General features: G+C 72.7%; 22 protein-coding genes and 1 pseudogene. 14 read left to right on the top strand and 9 right to left on the bottom strand.

Features of this window, described 5'->3' with window-relative positions; genetic code table 11:
* Nucleotides 1–34 precede the first annotated feature (34 nt).
* Nucleotides 35–1279, top strand: a complete 1245-nt coding sequence (locus tag ACZYRU_RS21250) for a PucR family transcriptional regulator (RefSeq protein WP_488959089.1) — start codon at nt 35–37, stop codon at nt 1277–1279.
* On the opposite strand, the gene ACZYRU_RS21245 is transcribed toward ACZYRU_RS21250, so the two are convergent.
* The gene (locus tag ACZYRU_RS21245; protein WP_488959088.1) at nt 1254–2750 is read right to left on the bottom strand and encodes an aldehyde dehydrogenase family protein; all 1497 of its coding nucleotides are present in this window, start codon (nt 2748–2750) and stop codon (nt 1254–1256) included. The genes ACZYRU_RS21250 and ACZYRU_RS21245 overlap by 26 nt on opposite strands.
* A 120-nt stretch (nt 2751–2870) precedes the next feature.
* Between ACZYRU_RS21245 and ACZYRU_RS21240 the strand changes: the two genes are divergently transcribed.
* Nucleotides 2871–4862, top strand: a complete 1992-nt coding sequence (locus tag ACZYRU_RS21240) for a fatty acid desaturase (protein ID WP_488959087.1) — start codon at nt 2871–2873, stop codon at nt 4860–4862.
* Here the strand turns inward: ACZYRU_RS21240 and ACZYRU_RS21235 are convergent.
* Genes ACZYRU_RS21235 through ACZYRU_RS21220 form a run of 4 tightly spaced genes read right to left on the bottom strand, consistent with a single transcriptional unit; the run spans nt 4850 to nt 7690 of the window.
* Nucleotides 4850–5461 carry a GNAT family N-acetyltransferase gene (locus ACZYRU_RS21235; protein WP_488959086.1) on the bottom strand — a complete coding sequence of 204 codons (612 nt, stop codon included), beginning with the start codon at nt 5459–5461 and terminating at the stop codon, nt 4850–4852. The two genes, ACZYRU_RS21240 and ACZYRU_RS21235, sit on opposite strands and share 13 nt — an antisense overlap.
* Nucleotides 5458–6396, bottom strand: coding sequence for a carbohydrate kinase family protein (locus ACZYRU_RS21230; RefSeq protein ID WP_488959085.1), 939 nt, complete (start codon nt 6394–6396; stop codon nt 5458–5460). Before ACZYRU_RS21230 ends, ACZYRU_RS21235 begins: the two co-directional genes overlap by 4 nt.
* Nucleotides 6393–7040: a class II aldolase/adducin family protein gene (locus ACZYRU_RS21225; protein WP_488959084.1), complete on the bottom strand. Its 648-nt coding sequence runs from the start codon at nt 7038–7040 to the stop codon at nt 6393–6395. Before ACZYRU_RS21225 ends, ACZYRU_RS21230 begins: the two co-directional genes overlap by 4 nt.
* Entirely contained in the window at nt 7037–7690 is a 654-nt protein-coding gene (locus tag ACZYRU_RS21220) for a TetR/AcrR family transcriptional regulator (protein WP_488959083.1), read from the bottom strand. The genes ACZYRU_RS21225 and ACZYRU_RS21220 overlap by 4 nt, the downstream gene beginning before the upstream one ends.
* A 56-nt stretch (nt 7691–7746) precedes the next feature.
* Here ACZYRU_RS21220 and ACZYRU_RS21215 point away from each other — a divergent pair, with 56 nt between their 5' ends.
* Together ACZYRU_RS21215 and ACZYRU_RS21210 are read left to right on the top strand one after the other, a co-directional pair.
* Nucleotides 7747–9249: a flavin monoamine oxidase family protein gene (locus ACZYRU_RS21215; RefSeq protein WP_488959082.1), complete on the top strand. Its 1503-nt coding sequence runs from the start codon at nt 7747–7749 to the stop codon at nt 9247–9249.
* On the top strand, nt 9246–10298 hold the full coding sequence (locus tag ACZYRU_RS21210; protein WP_488959081.1) for an SMP-30/gluconolactonase/LRE family protein: 1053 nt from the start codon (nt 9246–9248) through the stop codon (nt 10296–10298). Before ACZYRU_RS21215 ends, ACZYRU_RS21210 begins: the two co-directional genes overlap by 4 nt.
* Before the next feature lie 97 nt (nt 10299–10395).
* Here ACZYRU_RS21210 and ACZYRU_RS21205 read toward each other — a convergent pair whose 3' ends face one another.
* Complete coding sequence (locus ACZYRU_RS21205; RefSeq protein WP_488959080.1) at nt 10396–11631, bottom strand: MFS transporter; 1236 nt, start codon at nt 11629–11631, stop codon at nt 10396–10398.
* 83 nt (nt 11632–11714) lie between these two features.
* Here ACZYRU_RS21205 and ACZYRU_RS21200 point away from each other — a divergent pair, with 83 nt between their 5' ends.
* Nucleotides 11715–12188, top strand: a complete 474-nt coding sequence (locus ACZYRU_RS21200; RefSeq protein ID WP_488959079.1) for a hypothetical protein — start codon at nt 11715–11717, stop codon at nt 12186–12188.
* A 9-nt stretch (nt 12189–12197) separates the two neighbouring features.
* Entirely contained in the window at nt 12198–12704 is a 507-nt protein-coding gene (locus tag ACZYRU_RS21195; protein ID WP_488959078.1) for a MarR family winged helix-turn-helix transcriptional regulator, read from the top strand.
* Here the strand turns inward: ACZYRU_RS21195 and ACZYRU_RS21190 are convergent.
* Both ACZYRU_RS21190 and ACZYRU_RS21185 read right to left on the bottom strand, forming a co-directional pair.
* A complete protein-coding gene (locus tag ACZYRU_RS21190) occupies nt 12652–13050 on the bottom strand; it encodes a response regulator transcription factor (protein ID WP_488959077.1) in 399 nt (132 codons plus the stop codon). The genes ACZYRU_RS21195 and ACZYRU_RS21190 overlap by 53 nt on opposite strands.
* Nucleotides 13051–13055: 5 nt before the next feature.
* Entirely contained in the window at nt 13056–13439 is a 384-nt protein-coding gene (locus tag ACZYRU_RS21185; protein WP_488959076.1) for a hypothetical protein, read from the bottom strand.
* Between ACZYRU_RS21185 and ACZYRU_RS21180 the strand changes: the two genes are divergently transcribed.
* Nucleotides 13369–14202 carry an RNA polymerase sigma factor gene (locus tag ACZYRU_RS21180; RefSeq protein WP_488959075.1) on the top strand — a complete coding sequence of 278 codons (834 nt, stop codon included), beginning with the start codon at nt 13369–13371 and terminating at the stop codon, nt 14200–14202. The genes ACZYRU_RS21185 and ACZYRU_RS21180 overlap by 71 nt on opposite strands.
* A complete protein-coding gene (locus ACZYRU_RS21175; protein WP_488959074.1) occupies nt 14199–14666 on the top strand; it encodes a hypothetical protein in 468 nt (155 codons plus the stop codon). The genes ACZYRU_RS21180 and ACZYRU_RS21175 overlap by 4 nt, the downstream gene beginning before the upstream one ends.
* On the opposite strand, the gene ACZYRU_RS21170 is transcribed toward ACZYRU_RS21175, so the two are convergent.
* Complete coding sequence (locus tag ACZYRU_RS21170; RefSeq protein WP_488959073.1) at nt 14667–16004, bottom strand: S8 family peptidase; 1338 nt, start codon at nt 16002–16004, stop codon at nt 14667–14669.
* Between the two features lie 202 nt (nt 16005–16206).
* On the opposite strand from ACZYRU_RS21170, the pseudogene ACZYRU_RS21165 reads away from it, so the two are divergent.
* The 6 genes and pseudogenes from ACZYRU_RS21165 to ACZYRU_RS21140 form a co-directional block, all read left to right on the top strand.
* Nucleotides 16207–16503: pseudogene (locus ACZYRU_RS21165) on the top strand (tetratricopeptide repeat protein); the annotation flags it as partial.
* Between the two features lie 6 nt (nt 16504–16509).
* On the top strand, nt 16510–18738 hold the full coding sequence (locus ACZYRU_RS21160; RefSeq protein WP_488959371.1) for a CHAT domain-containing protein: 2229 nt from the start codon (nt 16510–16512) through the stop codon (nt 18736–18738).
* Between the two features lie 29 nt (nt 18739–18767).
* A complete protein-coding gene (locus tag ACZYRU_RS21155) occupies nt 18768–19706 on the top strand; it encodes an esterase/lipase family protein (RefSeq protein ID WP_488959072.1) in 939 nt (312 codons plus the stop codon).
* 32 nt (nt 19707–19738) lie between these two features.
* Complete coding sequence (locus ACZYRU_RS21150; RefSeq protein ID WP_488959071.1) at nt 19739–21664, top strand: anthranilate synthase family protein; 1926 nt, start codon at nt 19739–19741, stop codon at nt 21662–21664.
* Nucleotides 21665–21674: 10 nt separating this feature from the next.
* Nucleotides 21675–22232 carry a transglutaminase-like domain-containing protein gene (locus ACZYRU_RS21145; protein ID WP_488959070.1) on the top strand — a complete coding sequence of 186 codons (558 nt, stop codon included), beginning with the start codon at nt 21675–21677 and terminating at the stop codon, nt 22230–22232.
* On the top strand, nt 22229–22774 hold the full coding sequence (locus tag ACZYRU_RS21140; protein ID WP_488959069.1) for an anthranilate synthase component II: 546 nt from the start codon (nt 22229–22231) through the stop codon (nt 22772–22774). Before ACZYRU_RS21145 ends, ACZYRU_RS21140 begins: the two co-directional genes overlap by 4 nt.
* Nucleotide 22775: the final 1 nt, after the last annotated feature.

Genomic DNA, 22775 nt, shown 5'->3' with positions numbered 1-22775 from the left:
TGCACCCGGGTGGAGGCCACCCGAGGGAGGATTCGTGTCGTTCGCCAGTGACCTCAAGCAGTGGATCGCCGACTTCGTCAGCTCCGCGTCCGACAACACCGCGGTCGACGCATGGGTCGCGCATGTGCTCGGCCGGATCGTCGACGTCGTTCCCGAGGTCCGTCAGGACGCCGCGCTGCAGAGCGTGGTGCGCGACGCGTGCGACGCGCACTGGCGCTCCTTCCTGGCGAACCTCGGGCAACCCGAGCAGACCTTCCACCTGGTGCAGGAGGCCAGGCAGGTGCCGGTCGTGGTCGCCCAGCACGGCTACCCGCTGCCCGTGCTGTTCCAGATCTACACAGCGGGGGAGCAGGCGGTGTGGGAGTTCATCACCGCGGCGGTCAAGGAGGGGTCGCCCTCGGGGGTGAGCGAGGCCGACGCGCTCGTGCACTTCTGGACCCGGTCGAGCACGTGGTTCGACCGGTCCGTCGAGATGTCGGTCGCACTGTTCCAGGAGGAGCTCGAACGGATCCGCCAGGGCGACGCGGCACGCCGGCTGGAGGTCGTCCGCGCGGTCCTGGCGGGCACGCTGGTCGATCCACGGGAGATCTCCGCCGGTCTCGGCGGACACCCGGTGTCCGCCTTCCAGACCGCGCTGCTGCTGCACACCGACGACGACGCCCGGATCGCCGACCTGCCGCAGGCAGCGCAGGCGCTGACCGCGTCACTCGGCCTGCGCCAGCCGCTCGTGGTCCATCCCGGCGGCCGCGACCTCTGGGCCTGGATCAGCTCGGGGGAGGCGCCCGACCTGGCCCTGCTCGCGAGCTGTTCGGACTGGCTGCGGGAGCGGAGCATGGTGGCCATGGTCGGCGCGCCCGCCCCCGGGGTCGACGGTTTCCGCTCCTCCCACAGCGAGGCCCTCGCGACCCAGCGGCTGTGCCTGGGGTCGGACCGCCAGGAGCCGGTCACCTACTTCACCGACGTGGAGCTGCTGACCCTCGTCGGCGACGGTGAGGCGACCCGGCGCTACATCCACCGCACGCTGGGGCGGCTCGCCTCGAACGACGACCAGGCCGCCCGGCTGCGGATGACGCTACGGGCCCTGCTCTCGACCGGGAACGTGGACGCGGCTGCCCGCCACCTCTCGGTGCACAAGAACACCGTGCGCTACCGCGTCGAGCGCGCCGAGGAGCTGATGGGCCGCCGGGTCGCCGAGGAGTCCACCGAGATCGACGTCGCGCTGCGGTGCCACGAGATGTTCATGGCGGTTCCGGTCAGGTCGTTCGGCGCCCGCGATTGAGCACGGCCAGGACCCGTGCGAGGAACCGGCTCCGTGCGGCGCGGTACGGGTAGGTGTGCACGTCGTGGCGCAGATGCCAGCGGGAGACGAGCAGGGACTGCTGGCGGCAGTACTTCGTGATGCCGTCCCGCCCGTGCCGCCGACCGATCCCGGACGCGGGCTTGGCTCCCCCCATCGGCAGCTCGAGCGCGGTGTAGTTGACCACGGCGTCGTTGACCGTCACCGCGCCCGCCTCCAGTCGGCGTGCGACCTCCTCGGCGCGTGCGAGGTCGCGACCGAAGACCGATGCGCACAGCCCGTACTCCGAGTCGTTGGCGAGCCGCACGGCCTCGTCGGCGTCACGCACCGCCATGATCGGCAACGTCGGGCCGAACGTCTCCTCGCGCATGATCGCCATCGAGTGGTCGACGTCGACGAGGACGGTCGGCGGGTACCAGTGACCCTCGCGCTCGGGACGCACGCCGCCCGTCAGCGCCCGTGCCCCGGCCGCGAGCGCCTCGCTCACGTGCCGGTCGATGACGTCCACCTGCGGAGGGAAGGTCAGTGAGCCGACGTCGACGCTGCCCGGCCCGCCCGGCACCCCCTGGCGCAGCGCATCGACCTTGGCGGTCACCAGCTCGACGAACTCGGCGTAGACCGACTCCTCGACGTAGCAGCGCTCGATCGAGATGCAGGTCTGGCCGCAGTTGAACATCGCGTAGTACGCCGCGTGCGTGGCCGCGCGCTCCAGGTCGGCGTCGGCGAGCACGATCATCGGATCCTTGCCGCCGAGCTCCAGCGACGCCGGGATCAGCCGCTCGGCGGCCCGTGCCGCGACGCGTCGTCCGGTCGCCGTGGAGCCGGTGAACATAACCATGTCGACCTCGTCGACCAGCGCCGCGCCGGTCTCGCCGCGGCCGGTGACGACGCCGAAGACACCGTCCGGCAGGCCGCTCGCGGCCAGGCCCTCGGCGAGCAGCAGCGACGTCAGCGGGGTCACCTCCGACGGCTTCAGCAGCACCGCGTTGCCCGCGGCCAGCGCCGGGATGCAGTCGCCGAACGAGTTGGTCAGCGGGTAGTTCCACGGCCCGATCACGCCGACCAGGCCGAGCGGCCGGTAGCGCTGGACGAGCCGCTTGCCGGCGACGAGCGGCTGCCTGGAGCGGACCTTCGTCTCGGCGAGGTAGCGCGGCGCCTGCTTGGCCCAGAAGCCGAAGGCCGCCGCGCCGTAGCTGACCTCGGCCAGCAGCGCGTCCTCGTAGGCCTTGCCGGTCTCGGCGCAGATCGTCGCGATGACCTCGTCGGTGTGGTCGACGATCCAGCGTTGCATCCGCAGCAGCACGTCCGCGCGGCCGTCGTACCCGAGGGCGGCCCAGGCGGGCTGCGCTGCGCGGGCCCGGCGGGCCGCGGCAGCGACGTCGTCAGCGCTCAGGTCGGGGACGGTGCCGATGACCTGTCCGGTGGCAGGGTTCTCGACCGCGATCGTCGTCATGGCGGCAAGTCTCGGGATCGCACATCCCCGCAGGTACGGGCCTTCGGACAAATGCGGTGTGCGATTTTGTGACGCGCGTCCAAGGCCCCGAGGGGGTGCGGGCTCCTACGGTCACCTCCCATGCAGAGCCAACCGATCACGACCGCCGCGGCGGCGCCGCGCGCTCAGCTCCCCCAATCGGTCTCGGGACTGCCGGACCCCGGCGAGCGGGTTCCGGTGATGGCCTGGCCGACCGCCGCCCTGTACGTCGGCACGCTGGCACTGTTCGCCGTCGAGATGGCGGGCCTGCTGGTGTGGGACCTCTCGCGGTGGCTCACCGTGCCGATGGGCGCGGCGGTCACCTTCTTGATGTTCAGCGTGCTGCACGAGTCGACGCACCACGCCATCAGCACCAACACGTGGGTCAACAACGCCTTCGGTCACCTGTCGGTGCTGCTGGTGGTCCCGTGGGCGCCCTACGCGCTGGTCAAGTTCATCCACATCGAGCACCACCGCAACACCAACGAGTCCAAGTCGATCGACCCGGATGCCTGGTGCGAGGAGGGCCCGGCCTGGCAGCTGCCGTTGCGCTGGGCGACGATCGACCTCTGGTACGTCGTGTTCTACCTGCGCCGGCTGCCGGACCGGCCGAGGCGTGAGGTCGCGGCGACCTTCGCCGTCTTCACGGCCGTGATCGGCGGCTTCCTGGCCGTCGCTGCCGCCGGCCACGGCAGCGAGCTGCTCTGGGGATTCCTGGTTCCGCAGCGGTTCGGCATGCTGGTGCTGGCCTGGTGGTTCGACTACCTGCCGCACCACGGCCTGACGGTCACCCAGCGCGAGGACAAGTACCGCGCGACCCGCGTGCGGGTCGGTGGCGAGGGCCTGCTGACGCCGCTGTTCGTCTACCAGAACTACCACCTGGTGCACCACCTGCACCCGAGCATCCCCTTCTACCGCTACGTCCGGGCGTGGAAGCGCAACGAGCAGGCCTACCTCGACCGCAACGCCGCGATCTCCACGTGGTTCGGCCGCTCGCTGACACCCAGCGAGTACCGCACCTGGCGCCGGCTGACCGACGAGATCACCCGCCGCCCCACCTTCCACCCGCTGCGGGTGCGCGCGGTCGAGCCGGTGAGCAGCGACGCCGTCGCGATCACCTTCGAGGTGCCGGACGACCTCGTGGCGTCGTACCGCTACCTGCAGGGGCAGCACCTCACCCTGCGGGCGGTGATCGACGGCGAGGAGGTGCGACGCAGCTACTCCCTCGTCGCACCGGTGGCCTCGGACGGGCCCGGCACGCTGCGGGTCGCGGTCAAGCACGTGCCCGGGGGGCGGTTCTCGTCGTACGTCAACGAGCGGCTGGTCGCCGGTGACCTGCTCGACGTGATGACGCCGGCCGGCGCCTTCCACGTGCGCCTCGACCCGGCCGCCGTACGCCATCACGTGGGGGTCGTCGCCGGCTCGGGGGTCACGCCCCTGATGTCGACCATCGCGACCACCCTCGACGCCGAGCCCGGCAGCCGGTTCACCCTCGTCTACGGCAACCGGACGTCCGCGTCGACCATGTTCGCCGACGAGCTCGCCGCCTGGCAGGACCGGTACGGCGAGCGCCTGGTCGTGCACCACGTGCGCTCCCGCGCGACGGCTCCGGGCATCGTCACCGGCCGGATCACGCCCGCCCTGGTCGCCGAGCTCGTGCCGGACGCGGCCGACGTCGCCGCCTGGTTCCTGTGCGGTCCGCAGGAGATGGTCGACGAGGTCCGCGACGTGCTCGGCCGGGTGCCCGGCACCGGACAGGTGCTCACCGAGGTCTTCCACGTCACGGCCGCAGCGGTCCCGGAGCTGCCCGAGATCACCAGCCGGGTCACGGTCACCCTGGACGGCACCGAGACGACCTTCCCGCTCACCTCGACCGGCGACTCGGTGCTCGACGCCGCCCTCCAGCGTGGGATCGATCCGCCGTACTCGTGTGCTGGTGGGGCGTGCGGCACCTGCCGCGCCAAGGTCGTGCTCGGCCGGGCCGTGATGGACCAGAACCACGTCCTCGGCGAGCGCGAGGTCGCCGACGGCGTCGTGCTGACCTGTCAGGCGCACCCGGTGACCGAGGAGCTGCGGATCGACTACGACGCCTGAGGCGGATCGGCGGTCGGCTCGGGCGACGCGAGACCGGTCTCGACCTCGGCGAGCAGCGGGTCGCGCAGGCCGGTGGAGTCGTGCTCCCACCACACGTCGCGGTAGACGACGCGGCCGGTCATCCAGCTCTCGTACGCCGCCAGCGGCACCGCCTGGAACGCCGGCCCGGGCACCCGCGGGGTGGGGGCCTCGATGCCGAGGTCGGCGGCCGCCGACCAGCCGTGCCGCCCGTAGTAGCCCGGGTCGCCCTCGAGCACCACGAGGGGGGCGCCGAGGCGGTCGGCCTCCGCGACCGCGGCCTTGAGCAGTGCCTTGCCGACACCCCGGCCCTGCTGGGCCGGAGCGACGCTGAGCGGACTGAGGACCAGCACGTCGACCAGCGTCTGCCGGGTGTCGAGCCAGCCGTGGCTGAGCCCCACGTGGCCGACCAGCTGGCCGGTCGCGTCCACCGCGACGAGCTGGGCCCGGTCGAGCCCGCGTGCGACCACGTCGCTCCACACCCCCACGACGGCGGCGCCCTCGGCACCGAAGGCGGCGGCGATCAGCTGCAGCGTCGCGGCCTTCTCGTCGGGGTGCTGGACACGGATCTCGGGGCTCACCCCGCCATGGTCGCAGCCGAGCGGGCGAACGCCTCGACCGCGGCCAGGTCGTAGCTCCCGGCGTCGGTCCCGAGCCCCTGGGCGACCTGGGCCGCGGTGGCGCAGCCGAGCGCAGCGGCCTCGACCGGGGTCCGGCCGAGCGAGAGCCCCCGCAGGTAGCCCGCGGAGAAGGCGTCCCCGCAGCCGGTGGTGTCGACGACGTCGATGGCGTACGCCGGCACCTCGGTCACCCCGTCGGCGGTGGCGAGGAGCGCGCCCCGGGCGCCCTGGGTGACCGCGACGCAGCCGGCGCCGGCGGCGACCAACGCCTGCGCGCCCTCGGCGAGGGTGGCGGCGCCGGTGAAGCCGAGGACCTGCTCGTCGTTGGGCAGCAGGTGGTCGGTGTGGGGAAGGGCGGCGGCGATCCAGGCCAGCATGTCGGGGTCGCCGGGCGCGAGGACGTCGACCGACGTGGTGATCCCGGCGGCGCGGGCGCGGGCGAGCAGCTCGGCCGCCGCGTCGCCGCCGAGGAACTCCGGTCCGCCCAGGTGCAGGTGCGTCACGCCGTCGAGCACGTCGCCCGGCAGGTCGCCGAGCGTGAACGCGCCGTTGGCGCCGATGCAGTGCCAGGCCGGGCGGTCGCCGTCGGGGCGCACGGGCAGCACCGAGGCCGACGTCTGCGCGGAGTCCTTGCGGACGAGGCCGGCGACGTCGACGCCCTCACGGCCCAGCAGTGCGAGCAGGGTGTCGCCGACGGGGTCGGTGCCGACGGCGCCGTACGACCGGACGGTGGCGCCCAGCCGGCTGAGCACGACGGCGGTGCCGCCGGCGGTGCCGGCCGGCGACATCCGGATCGTCTCGACCAGCTGGCCCTCGGAGCCCGCGGGGATCGACTCGATCCCGAGGACGTGGGTGTCGAGGACGTGCACGCCGACGGCGGCGACGGTCATGGTCATTCGGAGGCCTTCCGGGTGGAGCCGTAGCCGCGCTCGATCGCGGCGCGGATGACGTCGAGCTGCTGCTCCTCGGTGAGTACGCGCGGCGTGCCGAGAGCGCTGGCCCGGTGGTGCAGCTGGCACAGCCACTCGAGCAGGAGGGCGTTCTCGACCGCCTGGTCGAGCGAGCCGCCGAGGGTGACCGAGCCGTGGTTCGCGAGCAGCGCCGCGCTGCGTCCCGCCAGGGCGGTGCGCACCGCAGCGGCGAGCTCGGGTGTCCCGAAGGTGGCGTACGGCGCCACGCGGACCTCGCCGCCCAGCGTGAGCTGCTGGTAGTGCAGCACCGGCAGCGCGTCGAGCACGCAGGCGAGCGCGGTCGCGAACGGCGCGTGCGTGTGGACCACCGCGGCGGCCGGCCCGTCGGCGTACACCCCGAGGTGGAGGGAGAGCTCGCTGGTGGGTGCGAGGGTGCCCTCGACGACGCTGCCGTCGAGGGCGACGACGGTGACGTCGTCGGGGGTGCACGCGCCGAGCCGGACGCCGGTGGCGGTGATCGCGACCAGGTCCCCGGCGCGGGCGCTCACGTTGCCGGCGGTGCCGACGAGGAGTCCGGCGTCGGCGAGTTGCTGGGACGCGGCCGCGACCGCCGCCCTGAGCTCGTTCACCGGCCGGTGGCGATCTGGTCCAGGTAGCCGGTGACCAGGGCGATCGCCTGGTCGATGAGGAAGCCGTCGCCCTGCGGGTCGTTCTCGAACGCGACCTGGAAGGCGCGGTCGCCGACCTCGACGGCGAGCTCGGCGATCGTCGCGAGCTGCTGCTCGTCGTACGACCCGGCGGCGAGCAGCCCGGCGTCGATGCCGAAGGCCAGCAGGTTCTCGGCCGTGCGACGGTTGTGGTGGCGCCCGTAGTCGTAGATGGCGGGGTTGGTGCGCCCGCGCATCCAGATCTGCATGAAGGCCGGACGCCGGTGGTAGACCTTCACGAACGCGCGCATCGAGGTGTCGACCATCGTCGCGACGGTGAGCTCCTCGACGGCGAGGAGATCGGTGGCGACCTGGTCGTCCATCTCGGCCATGTCCCGCTCGCAGAGCGCGAGGAGCACGGCCTCCTTGTCGGTGAAGTACTGGTAGAGCGAGGCGACCGGAAGCTCGGCGGCCTCGGCGATGGAGCGTGTCGTGAGCCCGTCGACGCCGTTGGTCAGGACGAGCCGGGCAGCCGCTTCCAGGATCCGCTCGACCCGTTCCCGGGACCGGGCCTGGGCGGGGACCCGGCGGCGGCTGGGACCCGTGCTGGATCCAACGGTGGCGGAAGGCATGCACGAAGTGTAGCCTCCGAACCCGAACCTGACACAGATTCATCTTCGGAGGCGACGTGCAGACCATCGACCCGCGATTCACCCTGGGCCGCCGCGGCCTGCTCGCCGGAGGGGCTGCAGCCTTCGGCCTGCTCGCCCTCGACGCGCTCGAGGCGGAGGTCCAGGCCGGCGTACGCAAGGGCAAGCTGCCCCGCAAGGTGGACGTCGTCGTGGTCGGCGCCGGCATCGCCGGACTGGTCGCGGCCCGCCAGATCCGCGGCGCCGGGCACTCGGTCCTCGTCGTCGAGGCCCGGGACCGGGTCGGTGGCCGCGTGCTCAACCACGAGCTCCCGACCGGCGGCACCATCGAGGCCGGCGGCGCCTTCGTCGGCCCCACCCAGGACCACATCAAGCAGCTCGCGCACCAGCTCGGCATCGGCACCTTCGACGAGTACGTCAAGGGCAAGAACGTCTACCTGTCCTCGCTGCTGGGCCGGATGGAGTTCACCGGCACCGTCCCGCCCGACCCGACGATCCTGCTCGACGCCGCGCTCGCGCTGAAGCGTCTCAACGGCTTCGCCAAGGAGCTGCCCGTCGACGCGCCCTGGTCGCACCCGCGCGCCAAGGAGTGGGACTCGGTCTCGCTGGGCGACTGGCTGCGCCGCAACACCGTCAACAGCCAGGGCATCGAGAAGCTGATCCAGTCCTGGACCCAGCCCGGCTTCGGCGCCGACCCGGACCAGATCTCGCTGCTCTTCGTGCTGCACTACATCGCCTGCTCCGGCAACGAGACCACCCCGGGCACCTTCGAGCGCAACTCCGACACCGCGGGCGGCGCCCAGGAGAGCCGCTTCGTCGGCGGCTCCCAGCGGGTCCCGCTCGAGCTCGCCCGCCGCCTCGGCAAGCGGATCGCGCTCAACGCCGCGGTCACCAGGATCGTGCAGCCCGCCCACGGCCGGATCCGCGTGCACACCCGCCGGGGCAAGGTGAAGGCGCGCCGGGTCATCGTCGCGGCCCCGCCGAAGCAGGTGCTCGGCATCGGCTTCTCGCCCGCGATGCCCGCCGGCCGGCAGGCCTTGCTCGAGCAGGTCCAGATGGGCCGGCTGATGAAGTGCGACGCGGTCTACGACAAGCCGTTCTGGCGCGACAAGGGGCTCACCGGCTTCGGCATCGCCGAGACCGGCGCGGTCCGGGTCGCCTTCGACAACCACGTCGCCGACACCGGCCACGGCGTGCTGCTCGCCTTCGTCGGCGGCTCCGCCTGGCAGCAGTTCGGCAACCGCTCGCTCGAGGAGCGTCGTACCGCTGTCCTCGAGGGCTTCGCCAAGATGTTCGGCGAGAAGGCGCTGCACCCGATCGACTACACCGAGCACGACTGGACCCGCGAGCAGTGGACCGGCGGCGGGCCGACCGCGATCTACCCGCCGGGCGTCATGTCGACCCACGGCCAGCACATCCGTACGCCGCACGGCCGGGTGCACTGGGCCGGCACCGAGACCTCGACGTACTGGACCGGCTACATGGACGGCGCCGTCCGCTCCGGCGAGCGCGCGGCCCGGGAAGTGCTGGACACCCTGTGAGGCGGGCGCTCGCGCTCGCCCTGACCCTGCTCGGTGTCGTCGCCGGTCTCGCCGGTCCGGCGGCGGGTGAGCAGGCGCCGGAGAAGTGGCCGACGACGGTCTTCTCGACCGTCGGCAAGCCCGGCTTCCCGGCGTACGTGCACGTCGCACCGAACGGGCGGGTCTACGCAGCGACGTACACGAACCCCGCCGGCGACACGATGGCCTCCCGGGTCTTCGAGTGGACCGCGAGCGGCACCCTGCTGCGGTCGTGGACCGTGCCCGGGCAGGACCTCGGCGCCCCGCGCGGCGTGCAGGTCGCGACGTCCGACGCCCGCGGCCGGCTGGTGCTGCTGGAGAAGTCGCGCGCCCAGGTGATCACGCTCAACCTGAGCACCGGCCGGTTCAAGGTGCAGGCCACCCTCCCCGACCTCCCCGGTGCGGGCCACCCGATCCCCAACTACGCGGCGTGGGGCCCCGGCGGCAAGCTCTACCTGACCGACTACGGCCAGGGCGTGATCTGGCGGATCCCGGCGAAGGGCGGCGAGCCGACGCCGTGGTTCCGGTCGAAGGCGCTCGAGGGCGCGGGATTCGGTACGACGGGCATCGTCTACGAGCGCTCCCGCCGCTCCTTCCTGATCAGCCAGCAGACCACCGGCGACCCCCTCGACCTGCTCCGCGGCCACCTCTACCGGCTGCCGGTCGCGGCCGGTGGCGCGCCGGGAGAGATCTCGACGGTCTGGACCTCCGGCCCGCTCGACCTGCCCGACGGCTTCGGGGTCGCGCAGTCCGGCAACATCTACGTCGCGCTGCTCGGCACCAGCCAGCTGGTGCGGCTCGGCCCCGACGGGAAGGTCCGCGCGAAGTTCCCGCCCGGCCCGGTCCTCGGCACCAACGGCTCGCCGATCCCGTTCGACAGTCCGTCCAACGCGACCTTCCTCGGCACCCGGGTGCTCGTGGCCAACCAGTCCGCGATCCTCGGCACCGCCTCCCACCACGCGGTCCTCGCGGTCGAGGTCGGCGAGCCCGGCGCCCCGGTGTTCATCCCGCGACGGGCACGACTTCGCTGACGGCCCTGCTCAAGTAACACGCCGTCCACGTAGCGACACGCCGCGCGACACGCCGTACGGCTGCTGACAACCGCCGACCAGTCGGGAGGACGGCGTGTTACAGCGGGGCTGGCTCGGGCGCCACGACGGGCGTCGTACGACGGGTCAGCCGCCGCACCGACGGCGCACCCAGCGCGGCGATCGAGCTCAGCCCGATCACGGCGGCGACCGCGACCAGCCACCGGTCGGTGCCGACGAGCGCGGCGACCGGGCCGGTGAGCGCGAGGCCGAGCGGGCGGCAGACGAACGAGCCGACCAGGTCGAAGGAGTAGACCCGGGCGAGCATGTCCTCGGCGACGTTCTCCTGGATCGCCAGGTCCCAGCTGACGCTGAACAGCTGCAGCCCGACGCCGTGCACGAACGCCCCGGCCAGTACGACGGACAGGTCGTCGGCGACCGCCAGCGCGAGCGGGAAGGCGGCGGTCAGCGACAGCATCAGCACGCCCCAGCGCAGCAGGTGGCGCGGTCGCCAGCGCAGCGCGACGAGGCCACCGGCGACGAAGCCGGCCATCAGGGCCGAGAGCGCCCAGCCCCACGCCTCCTTGCTCCACGTGTCGCTGACGACGATCGGGCCGAGCACGCCCTGCACCCCGCCGAAGCACAGGTGGTAGAGCAGCGCCTGCCCGATCAGCAGCCACAGCCAGGCGTGCCGGAACACCTCGCGCGCGCCGTCCGCGAGCTCGGCGAGGAGCCGCTCGCGCTCGACCGGCGCCGAGGCCGGGACCCGGATCATCGCGAACAGCACCGCCGCGACGGCGTACGTCGCCGCGTCGACCGCGATCGCCCAGCCGGGGCTGGTGACCGCGACGATCACGCCGGCGATGGCGAAGCCGATCGCGAACGCCGTCTGCGTGGCCAGGCTGCGGAGCACGACCGCGCGGCCGAGCTGCTCGTCGGTGACCGTCGAGCGGGTCATCGCGCTGGAGGCGGGCTGGGCGATCGCGCCGAGGCAGCCGTTGACGACGCCGATCGCGGTCAGGAACCACAGCGAGCCGTGGCCCGTGATCAGCACGGTGGCGCAGGCGCCCTGGCTGACCGCGGTGGCCGCGGACGAGCCCTGCATGAGGAGCTGGCGGGGGAGACGGTCGCCGAGCACGCCGCCGTACAGGATCGTGAGGACCTCGGCCGCCGAGAACGCCGCGACGACGAGGCCCAGCTGGGTGGCGGTGCCGCCGAGGTCGAGGACCGCGAACGCCAGCGCCACGGGGGTCATCGCCGACCCGAGCCCGCTGACTGCGACGCCCCCGACGAGCAGCCGGAAGTCGCGCGAGCGGAGCGGGGAGGGCGGCTTCACCCGAGGAGAGTACTTCGCCACCTAAGTATTCGCCAACGAAATACCCGTTTCGGTCCGGACCGTGCGCGGGCAGGCTCGCGGGCATGACCGAGTCAGCTGCTCCGTACTTCCCGCCGCCCGGGCTCCCGCGCCGCTCGTCCATGGTGCTGCGGCACCTCGCCAGCATCGTCCTCGCTCTCGGCCTCGTCCCGGTCGGAGTCCTGGTGTTCGACTACGGCGCCGGGAAGTACTACCTCGAGCGAGCACGGAGCTTCGACACTTCAGGGGCGACCGGCGAGCTGCTGCTGATGCTGGTCGGCGCCGTGATCCTGGTGGCCGTCGGCGCAACCGCCCGGCTCTCCGGCCTGGGGCCGGTGCTCGCGGGCCTGGTCTGGGGCGTGGCTCCGTTCGTGTGGTTCCTCGCCGACATCAGCAGCTTCTTCGACTTCACCCGCGACCTGCCGTCCACGTACTTCTGGTTCGGCTCGCCGTCGTACCTGTTCCCGCTGGTCGCGGTCCTCTGCTTCGGCAGCGGTCTCGCGGGGCGCTGGCGGGGACGCCTGCGGGTGGCGCAGTAGCGTTCGGCCATGGCCGAGGACTGGACGGACCGCCACGTCGCGCGGTGGAAGGACCACTGGCTCGACCTGGCCTTCGACGAGGTCGTCGAGGGTGTGTTCGTCCGGGTCAACCGGATCGACCGCTACCTGCGCCGGGCCAAGCAGCGCGCCGTCGCCGAGGTCGGCCTGACCGACTTCGAGTACGACACCCTGCACGTGCTGATGATCCGGGACACCCCCGGCTCCGCCTCGCCGACCGAGCTCGCGACCGAGATGGGCGTCTCCGGTGCGGGAATGACCGGCCGGCTCGACGGGCTCGAGAAGGCCGGCTGGATCCGCCGGATCCCCGCCGTCGACGACCGCCGACGGGTGATCGTCGAGGTGACCAAGGCCGGCATGGCCATCTGGCGGCAGGCGATGGACCTCCGGGGCCGCGCCGAGGACGACCTCGCGGAGGCGCTCACCGAGCGCGAGCTCGCGACCCTCAACCGGCTCTTGAAGAAGGTGACGGTGCGCTCCGAGGAGCGCGAGGGCTGAGCTGATCGGGAGAAGGGGGTGGCCCGTCCGGCGTCCGGACGGGCCACCCGCTCGCGTCGCACCGACCCCCCACGGGCCGAGAACGCGAGGACGGGTCCTGCTCCGACTGGCGGAGCGTCAGGACCGCGAGCAGTCGCTTGCCGAGGTACGGCGTCGGCCGCAACCCCAGGGTCCGGAAGACGCCCGAGCACAGGTCCGCGGCCGTCTCCGGGCTCAGCCCGAGCTGGGCCGCGATGGCCGCCTCGGACTGGCCCAGGGCGATCAGCCGGAGCACCTGCTGCTCCCGGATGCCCAGCCGGTCGAGCCGGCTGGTCGCGGCGAGGTAGGTGAGCTCGAGCATCGTCATGGCTCTCAGGCGGGGAGGATCGGACCGCGCAGGTGGAACCGGCGGGTCCGCGGCGGGAGGGACACGGGCCGCGGACCCGCCAGGCCGATGACGGCGGGCGCGCCGGGCGTGCCGGCGTCGTACCGCCGCAGGATGAGGAGCACGGCGGCCTCGGTACGGCGCATGCGCGTGTAGGTGGCCTGCAGCTCGTCCTCGCCGGTCTGGGCGTCGAGCTGCGCCTCGCACATGTGCTGCCACCGGGCGCGCAGTGCCGTGACCAGCGCGGTCGGGCCGTCGAAGTACGGGCGCCACTCCTCGCGCCAGGGCACCGCGCCGCTCATGTCGGTCGCGGCGGCCGCCTCGACCTCGCGGATGATGCGGGTGCGTTCGTGGGTCTCGGTCCAGGTCATGACGAGGTTCCTTCCGGGGAGCCGCGGGAGTGCCGCGTGGTGTCGGGTGATCCGGGGGGATGGAAGGAGGAGCCGCGCGGGCGGCCGGTTGATACACGCCATCTCGACGTATCAGCGGTACTGGTTCGCGGGTCAGATGTGCGGGACGATGCATCCGCAAGCTCTCGCGTCGAGCGATTGGGGGTCGGGTGTGGACGTCGATACACCGCTGTCAGCGCTCGTCCCCGCGGCGCGGGAAGGAGATCAGCATGCATGGGACGCGATCGTGGACCGCTTCCTCCCGCTGGTGGACGCGATCATCCGCGGACACCGGCTCTCGGAGGCCGACGGCGACGACGTCAGCCAGACCGTCTGGCTGCGCCTCGTCGAGCACCTCGGCGACCTGCGCGAGCCCGCGGCCCTGCCCGGCTGGATCCGTACGACGACCCGCAACGAGTGCCTGCGCCTGCTGGCCGCCCGCGGCCGGGTCCGCCCCGTCGACCCTCAGGACGCGACCGGCCTCGACGCCGTCGTCGACGACGTCGCCGGCACCGACCTGCTCGCGGCCGAGAGCCGCCAACTGCTCCGCGAGGCTCTCGCCGCGCTCCCCGAGGCCCGCCGGGCCCTGCTCCTGCTCCTCCTCGCCGACCCACCCGTCGGCTACGAGGAGATCAGTCGCCGCCTCGGCATCCCCATCGGCAGCATCGGCCCGACCCGCGCCCGCGCGCTCGAGCAGCTGCGCCGTACCCCCGCACTGCGCCGACTGGTGGAGGTGACCCCGTGACCAATCCCCTGGACGACGAGGAGCTCATGGCCCTGCTCGGCGAGGCCGTCGCCGAGGAGGCGGCCGTCAGCGACCGACGGCGTACGGCGGCCCGCGCCGCCTTCACCTGGCGCTCCGTCGACGCCGAGCTGGCCGAGCTGCTCCACGACTCCGCCCTCGACGCCGGCGCCGCCGTCCGCTCCGGTGCCGCCGAGCCCCGCACGCTGTCCTTCGGCCACAGCGGCCTCACCCTCGAGGTCGAGGTCGACGGCGAGACCCTGCTCGGCCAGGTGATCGGCTCCGGGGCCGCCGCGTCCGTGACCGAGCCCGCGTCGGTGCTCCTGGAGCGCCCCGAGGCCGACGCGCTGAGCGCCGAGGCCGACGCCGCCGGGTTCTTCCGGCTGGAGGGCGTGCGCACCGGCACCGTGCGGTTCGTGGTCGAGCAGGGCGGCTGGTCGCTCACCACGCCCTGGGTGACGCTGTAGTCAGGTGAGGGGACCGACAGTCCGGCTCTGACCGGCCTTGGCGTCGATCGGAGCGCTTCCGGCCGCCTTGACGGCTGCGTACGCCTGGAGTGCGGACTCGCCGGTCTCGCTCATCCGTGCGGCGATCAGGCCCGTCACGACGGGTGTTGCGAACGATGTCCCGCTCCACTGTGCCAAGTCGTGGAAGGTGCGCACCTGGCCGGCGTTCGGCGGCTCGTGGCACGTGTAGGTGCCCGTGGGGAACGCGTTGACGAGGTCGCGTCCTCGCGCGTAGACGTCGACCCACGGACCGTGGTTCGAGTAGTCGGACACCTTGCCGTCAGGGTCGACGGAGCCGACCGCTGCCACCCAGGGGAAGGCAGCGGGCCAGAAGGGCTCCTTGCTGCCGTCGTTCCCGGCGGCCGCGACGATCAGGGTCTGTTCGCCGTCATCGAGCCCGTACGTCGAGGCGAGCATCTCGAAGGAGAGCATCGTGTAGCCACTCCTGGTGCGGGACCCGGCGGAGATGCTGATCAGCTGCGGGTGGTCGGACTCCTGGAGGGCCTGGTCGAGCTGAGCGACGATCTCCGACTCGTAGACGGCGCCGCCGTGGGTCAGCACGCCCTCGACCTCGACCCGGGAGCCCGGGGCCAGGCAGCGCACCACTCCGGCGACGAACGTGCCGTGACCGCCGTAGGGGTGGATGTGCTGCGGATCGATCACCTCGAGGTCCTCCGGGTCCGCGAGGACACCGTGCATCCAGGGCGTCGCCGTGCTGGTGACCGCTTTGTCCCACAGGCCGGTGTCGACGACGGAGACGCGGATGCCTCGTCCGAGCGACGGGTCCTTTTGCGCGCGGGGGAAGGGAGCCGGAGCACGTCCGGGCGGACGCTCCGGCTCCGTGGCGGGGCACATCGTGGGCCGGTTGGTCACGTAGATCACGTGATCGGGCGATGCCACCGGCGCTTCGGCAGCCTTGCCTCCGCGGGCTGCCTTCTCGTCCTGGCGTGAGAACGCCCGGTCCAGCTCGTCGAGCGTCGCCAGGACGGGGTCCCCGTTGTCGCGGCGACCGGGGACGCGAGCGACGACCAGGCCTTCCGTGGGCCTGCCCACGTGCTCGAGCTCGCCGGCGAAGATCTCGGGCCGGGCGGCGATGTAGGAACTCACCTCCTCCAACCGGTCCGCGCGGATGAGCAGGTGGTGTGGCCGGAACAGGTAGTGGGCGTCGGCATCGTCGCGAGCGAGCTCGTCACCGGCTGTCGCGACGGACACCTCGCCGTCGTACGCGCGGCGGATCACGTCGGCCTGGATGCGCAGCTTCTCCCGCTGGTTCTTGGCCTCGGTTCGCGCATCGGGCACCTTGGGCCGGTCCTTCGGGCCGAGTAGCTTGGACAGGAGCGACCGCAGCGTCGCCAGTGATCGGGAAACACCTGCTGGCTCGGACATTTCGGCTCCTCACGATTCGCAGATGTGGCAAGCGCGGGGTCTGTCGCGACGGCTAACCTAGTGGCGCCGTTCCGCGCCGTAAAGGGCGGTTGCGCCGGTGTTCTCCGAGGTGGTCATGCACGAGCTCCTGGACCTGGCGATCGATCGTCCCGAGGAAGCCTCGAGGCGTGCCCGGGAGTTGTTGGGCGGAGATCCCGACGCGGTCGCGCAGTCCTACGCACACCAAGCGCTCGGGATAGTGCTGAGGGACAGCGGGAGGACCGACGAGGCCGTGGTCTCCCTGCGGCTGGCAGTGCGGGCCGCAGCCCGGTCCGGAGACGATGACCGTGAGGCCGACGTTCGAGCAACTCTTGGGGCGACGCTGGCCTTCGCTGGTCGACCGACCGAGGCGTTGCGGCACTTCGACCATGCGTTGGGAGTGGCGCAGGGCGAGACCCTGGCGAAGGTTGCGGTCCGCTACGCCGGGGTCCTCACGACACTCGGGCGCTACGACGACGCCGTCCCTGAGCTGCGGAGGGCCTTGGCGGAACTACGCGCGGCCGAGAACCTGGTCTGGGAGGCGCGAACCCTGTTGTGGCTGGTGCACATCGAGCTCGTGCTCGGCACCCTCGACGCGGCCGAGCAGCACGCCCACGAGGCGATGGAAGTGCTCGGAGCTCTCGGGGAGACTGCGAACCAGTTCAGTGCCTTGGCCAACCTCGGTGAGATCGCGCTCGCCCGCGGCGACCTGCCGTCCGGCCTGCGTCGCCTCACCGAGGCTGTCAGTGGGTGGAGCGCGGCGGGTCGCGCGCCTCGCTTCGAGGAGGTCGCCAGCCTTGCCGCGGGATATCTGGCGGCGGGTCTGGCCGAGGACGCGGTGCAGCTGCTGGACGCCCACGCCGACGGTCTGACGGCTGTGCAGCAGGCCGATCGCGCCCTGGTGCAGGCTGAGGCGCTGGTCGCCGCCGGCCAACCGGAGCGCGCGGTCCACGTGGGCCGGGAGGCTGCTGCAGCGTTCCGTGGCCAGGGCCGCACCTGGTTCGAGCGGCGAGCCCGTTGGGTGGTGTTGCGTGCCCGGTGGGAGCTCGGGGAGCGGCGAGCCTTGGCCTCGGACACGCGCACCATCGCGGTGGAGCTGCATGAGGAGCAGGCCGCGGAAGCAGCGCATGCACTCGCGTTGGCGGGGCGGTGTGCGGCAGACGGCACGCGACACGAGTGCTGGAACGTCGCCATGTCCTACCGCGCCCACCCGAATGCGCTCGTCCGGGCGGCGGCGTGGACGGCGGGGGCGCTGGCGGGCGAGGACGACCGGGATAGGCGCAGCGTGCTGCGGGCAGCGGCGGCGGGCCTGGACGCGATCGACGAGCACCGGCGCCTGATCGGCTCCTCCGAGCTCCGGGCGCTGGCGACGACCCACGGGCGCGAGCTGACAACCATCGCCCTGCGGCACGCGGCCAGCGATGCCCGGACCCTGTTGCGGTGGAGCGAGCGGACGCGGGCGACGGCGCTGGCACAGCCGCCCGCGACCTCCGACGCGGCGACGATCCCGGCGTCCCTGGCGGCGCTGCGCGACAACGGGCGGCAGCTGGCGGAGGCCCGGCAGGAGGGCGCGGAGACCGAGGAACTCGAGCGGGATCGGCGGCGGTTGGAGCGGGCGGTGCGGGCGGAGAGCCACACGCTGTCGGCGACCACGGCCGCCCAGCAGCGGCCGGCGAGCGTGGAGGAGATCCTCGCGGCGACCGGCGAGACCTGCCTGGTCGAGCTGGTCGACGTCGACGGGAGCCTGCACGCCGTGGTCGCCCACGCCGGGAAGGTACGACGCCGGGTCGCCGGCACGACGGCCGAGATCGCCGCCCTGCTGGGCCCGGCGGGGATGCTGCTGCGCCGCGCGGCCCGCGGCCGGCACGCCGACACCACCGCCATCGGGAAGTCGCTCCAGGAGGCGATCCTCGGGGACGCCGTCCGCCTCCTCCCCGACACCCCGGTCGTGCTCGCGCCGACCGCCCGCCTGCACGGCCTCGCCTGGTCGCTGCTGCCGGCGCTCCACGACCGGCCGTTCGCGGTCGTGCCGTCGGCGGGCCAGTGGCTGCGCGCCCGGGCCACCCCACCCCCGCAGAGCGCCAGCACGGTTCTCGTCGCCGGCCCGTCCCTGGCGAGCGGCGGCGCCGAGGTGCCGGTCCTCGCCGCGCGACACCCGGACGCCGTCCTGCTCGACGGGCCGGGCGCCACGCTCGACGCGGTACTGGCCCACCTCGACGGTGCTGGTCTGGTCCACCTGGCCGCCCACGGCCGGTTCCGGGCGGACAGCCCGCTGTTCTCCGCCCTCGACCTGGCCGACGGGCCGCTGACGGTGCACGACCTGGAACGGGTCCCGCGGGCGCCGTACCGCGTCGTACTCTCTGCCTGCGAGTCCGGCGTCCTCGCTCCGGTCGGGGCGGAGGAGCTGCTCGGGCTGGCGGCGGCGCTGTTCTCGCTCGGCACCGCGGGCCTGGTCTGCAGCGTCGGCGAGGTCAACGACGCCGCCACCGCCGCCCTGATGGTCGACCTGCACGCCGCCCTCGCCCGGGGCAGCGACCCGGCCACGGCCCTGTGTGAGGTACGCCGCCAGGTCGCCGGCGACCCGGTCGCGGCGGGCACCGCAGCGGCGTTCCTCGCGCTGGGCGTGTGACCGATAGAACCCGTTCTCGTTGGGAGGGCATGCTGCGCCGTGCCCTGACGACCGTCGCCGTCCTGCTCGCCCTGCTCGGCGGCCTCCTCGCCGCGCCCCCGGCGCAGGCCGGCACGAAGCCGCTGCCGGTGCCCTACAGCTTCCTGCCCAACGCTGCGTTCGGCGGCATGCCCGGCGCCAACGCACCCGGCACCAACGACTTCACCTGCAAGCCGACCGCCGCCCACCCGCGGCCGGTGATCCTGCTGCACGGCATCCTCGGCAACCGCTCCACCAACTGGCAGACCTACGGCCCGCTGCTGAAGAACAACGGCTACTGCGTGTTCTCGCTGACCTACGGCGTCGAGTACGACGTCACCCCGGTCAACCTGTTCGGCGGCCTCGACGACATGCGGGTGAGCGCCCGCCAGCTCAAGAGGTTCGTCAAGAAGGTGCTCGGGGCGACCGGCGCGACCAAGGTCGACCTGGTCGGCCACTCCGAGGGCACGCTGATGCCACAGTGGTACCTCAAGTACCTCGGCGGAGCGAAGAAGGTCGAGAACTTCGTCGGCCTCGCGTCCGCCTTCAAGGGCACCGGCGTCGCCTCGCTCACCGGCCTCGTCGCGGGCATCCTCCCGGACGGCATCCTGCCCACGGGCTGCCGCTCCTGCCTTCAGTTCTCGCCCACCTCGACGTTCATGAAGAAGCTCCACGAGGGCGGCATGGTCCAGCCCGGCGTGCACTACACGAGCATCGTCACGAAGTACGACGAGCTGGTGCTGCCCTACACCAACGGCACCCTGCCCGGCGTCAACAACGTGGTCCTCCAGGACGTCTGCAAGCAGGACTACTCCGAGCACTTCCAGATCGCGTCGAGCCGCAACGCCGCCCAGGCCGTGCTCAACGCGCTCGACCCGGAGCACCCGCGGCCGATCCGCTGTGCCCTGGTCCTGCCGTTCGTCGGCGAGCTGATCCCCGGACTGCTCTGAGCGAGCGGGCCGCAGCCGAATAGGCTTCGGTCATGCCAGATCAGCTCAGCACCAGCCTCACTGCCCGGGAAGCCATCACGGCCGTCCAGGGGCACGAGGCCTGGGCGATCATCCGGCGCTCCACCCGCGCGGGCGACCGCGACACCGTCGGCGTCCTCGGCGGCACCCGCAGCGTGGTCGAGTCGATCATGGACATCCCGCTCGAGACCGGCGTACCGGAGCCGGGCCACATCTGCGACCGACTGGTCGCCGTACCCTTCCGCCAGGTCAGCGAGCGCGGTTTCGAGGCACACGACGACGGTACGCCGCTCGTCGTGGTCGACGTGCAGAGCGAGCACGAGTTCTCCGTGGCCGAGGTCGTCGACGCGATCGACCCGGTCGAGGTGGACTTCACCGACCGCGGCGGCTTCGAGACCTCCGACGAGGACTACGCCAAGATCGTCGCGGCGATCATCGACGGCGAGATCGGCCAGGGCGAGGGCGCGAACCTCGTCGTCGGCCGCAACTACCGCGCCGTCGTCGCCGACTTCGGCCCCGACGTCGCGCTGACCGTCTTCCGCCGGCTGCTCGAGCGCGAGCGCGGCGCGTACTGGACCTTCGTCTTCTTCACCGGCGACCGCTTCCTCATCGGCGCCTCGCCCGAGCGGCACGTCTCCGTCCACGGCGGCGACGTCCGGATGAACCCGATCTCCGGCACGTTCCACCTGCGCCCGCCCGCCGGCGAGACCCGCAGCACCGAGGCCCGGATGCGCGAGTTCCTCAAGGACGAGAAGGAGATCTACGAGCTCTTCATGGTCGTCGACGAAGAGCTCAAGATGATGTGCGACATCTGCACCGAGGGCGGCCAGGTGCTCGGCCCGTTCCTCAAGCCGATGACCCACCTGATCCACACCGAGTACCTCCTCGCCGGCCGTACGACGCGCGACGTGCGTGAGGTCCTGCGCGACACGATGTACGCCGCCACGGTCACCGGGTCGCCCGTCGAGAACGCCTGCCGGCTGATCAAGCAGTACGAGCCCGAGGGCCGCGGCTATTACGCCTCCGCGCTCGCCCTCTTCGGGCGCGACGATGCCGGCGAGCCGGTCCTCGACAGCCCGATCGTGCTCCGTACCGCCGATGTCTCGCCGGCCGGTGAGCTGAAGGTGACCGCCGGTGCCACGCTGGTGCGCGACTCCGTGCCGGCGTACGAGGTGGCCGAGACGCACGCCAAGGCCGGCGGGATCCTGTCCGCCTTCGGACTCGTCCCGCCCGCGCCGATCCCGACCACGGACATCGCCACCCTCGTCGCCGACGAGGAGGTGCTGATCGCCCTCAACGCCCGCAACAACCGGCTCTCCGGATTCTGGCTCGCCGACCAGGCCGGCACCCCGGTCGACCCGCGCCTGGCCGGGAAGTCCGCCGTCATCCTCGACGGCGAGGACGACTTCGTGAACATGCTGCGCCACATGCTCGCCCGGATGGGCATGACGAGCTCGGTGGTGCGCCACGAGGAGTACGCCGACGGCGTGCTCGACGGCTACGACCTGGTCATCGTCGGGCCCGGCCCCGGCGACCCGCGCGACGACGCCGACCCGAAGATGGGCCAGCTCCGCGCCGCCGTCGCCTGGCTGCTCGCCAACGAGAAGCCGTTCGTCGCGGTCTGCCTCGGCCACCAGGCGCTGTGCCACCAGCTCGGCATCCCGCTCGCCTACAAGGACATCGTCTTCCAGGGCACCCAGGCCACCGTGCTGCTCGACGGGCGGCCGCAGAAGGTCGGCTTCTACAACACCTTCGTGGGCCGCGTCGGTGACGACGTGGCGCTGCCGGACGGGGTGCGGGTGGACGCCGATGCCGACACCGGCGACGTCAATGCGCTGGCCGGCCCGCACTTCCGGGGCGTCCAGTTCCACGCCGAGTCGATCCTCACCGAGCGCGGCTTCGACATCGTCCACGACCTGGTCTCCGGCGTCCTGCTCTGAGCGTCCTGACGTGGAGCTGATCGCAGGGTCGCCGGCGTCGTACCTCGTGGCGGACGAGGTCGTCGAGTCCACCGCGCCCGCGATCGTCGCCCTGGCCGAGCGGCTGGGCGCGGGCGTGCTGGGCGACGTCGCCTTCGCGGCCGCCGCCTTCGCCTGGGTGCGCGACGAGATCGCTCACGCCGGCGATGCCGGTGACCCGCGGTTCGCGGTGTCGGCGACGGAGGTGCTCGCCGATGGGGTCGGCTGGTGCTACGCCAAGGCCCACCTGCTCGCCGCCGTGCTGCGAGCGGGCGGCGTGCCGACCGGCCTGTGCTACCAGTGGCTGGCCGACGGCGACGCCCACGTCGTGCACGGCCTGGTCGCCGTCCACCTCGACGGCGGCTGGCACCGCCAGGACCCGCGCGGCAACAAGCCCGGCGTCGCAGCCGAGTTCTCGCTCGGCGAGGAGCGGCTGGCCTGGCCGGTCGACGCGGCTGCCGGCGAGAAGGACTGGCCCGAGGTGCACGTCGTACCCGCTGCGGGTGTGGTCGCAGCGCTGCGGCGCGGCGAGCTCGCGGTGGAGCGATGACCACCCCCGATGTCGTGGTCGTCGACCACCGCGACTCCTACACCTGGAACCTGGTCCACCTGGTCGCCGGCGTGACCGGCGTGCTGCCGACGGTCGTCCAGTGGGACGACGCCGTCGACCTCGCGGCGTACTCCCACATCGTGCTGTCACCCGGTCCGGGCCACCCGAGCGAGTACGCCTGGGGCTTCGACGAGGGCCGGCCGGTGCTCGGCGTCTGCCTGGGCATGCAGGGCCTGGTGGTCGCCTTCGGTGGCGAGGTGGCGCGGGTCGAGCCCGCGCACGGCATGGTCGAGTCGGTGACCCACGACGGGCGCGGTGTGTTCGCGGGTCTGCCGGACCCGATCGCCGCGGTCCGCTACCACTCGCTGGCCGCGACGCGGCTGCCCGCCGAGCTGGAGGCCACCGCCTGGGCCGCCGACGGCACGGTGATGGGGGTCCGGCACCGGACCCTGCCCCTCGAGGGCGTGCAGTTCCACCCCGAGTCGGTGCTCTCCGAGCACGGCGCGCGGCTGGTCGCGAACTTCCTCGCGGTGGGAGGGTGAT

This window comes from Nocardioides sp. F233 (assembly GCF_057813895.1).
This window is presented reverse-complemented; position numbering and strand designations above follow the sequence as displayed.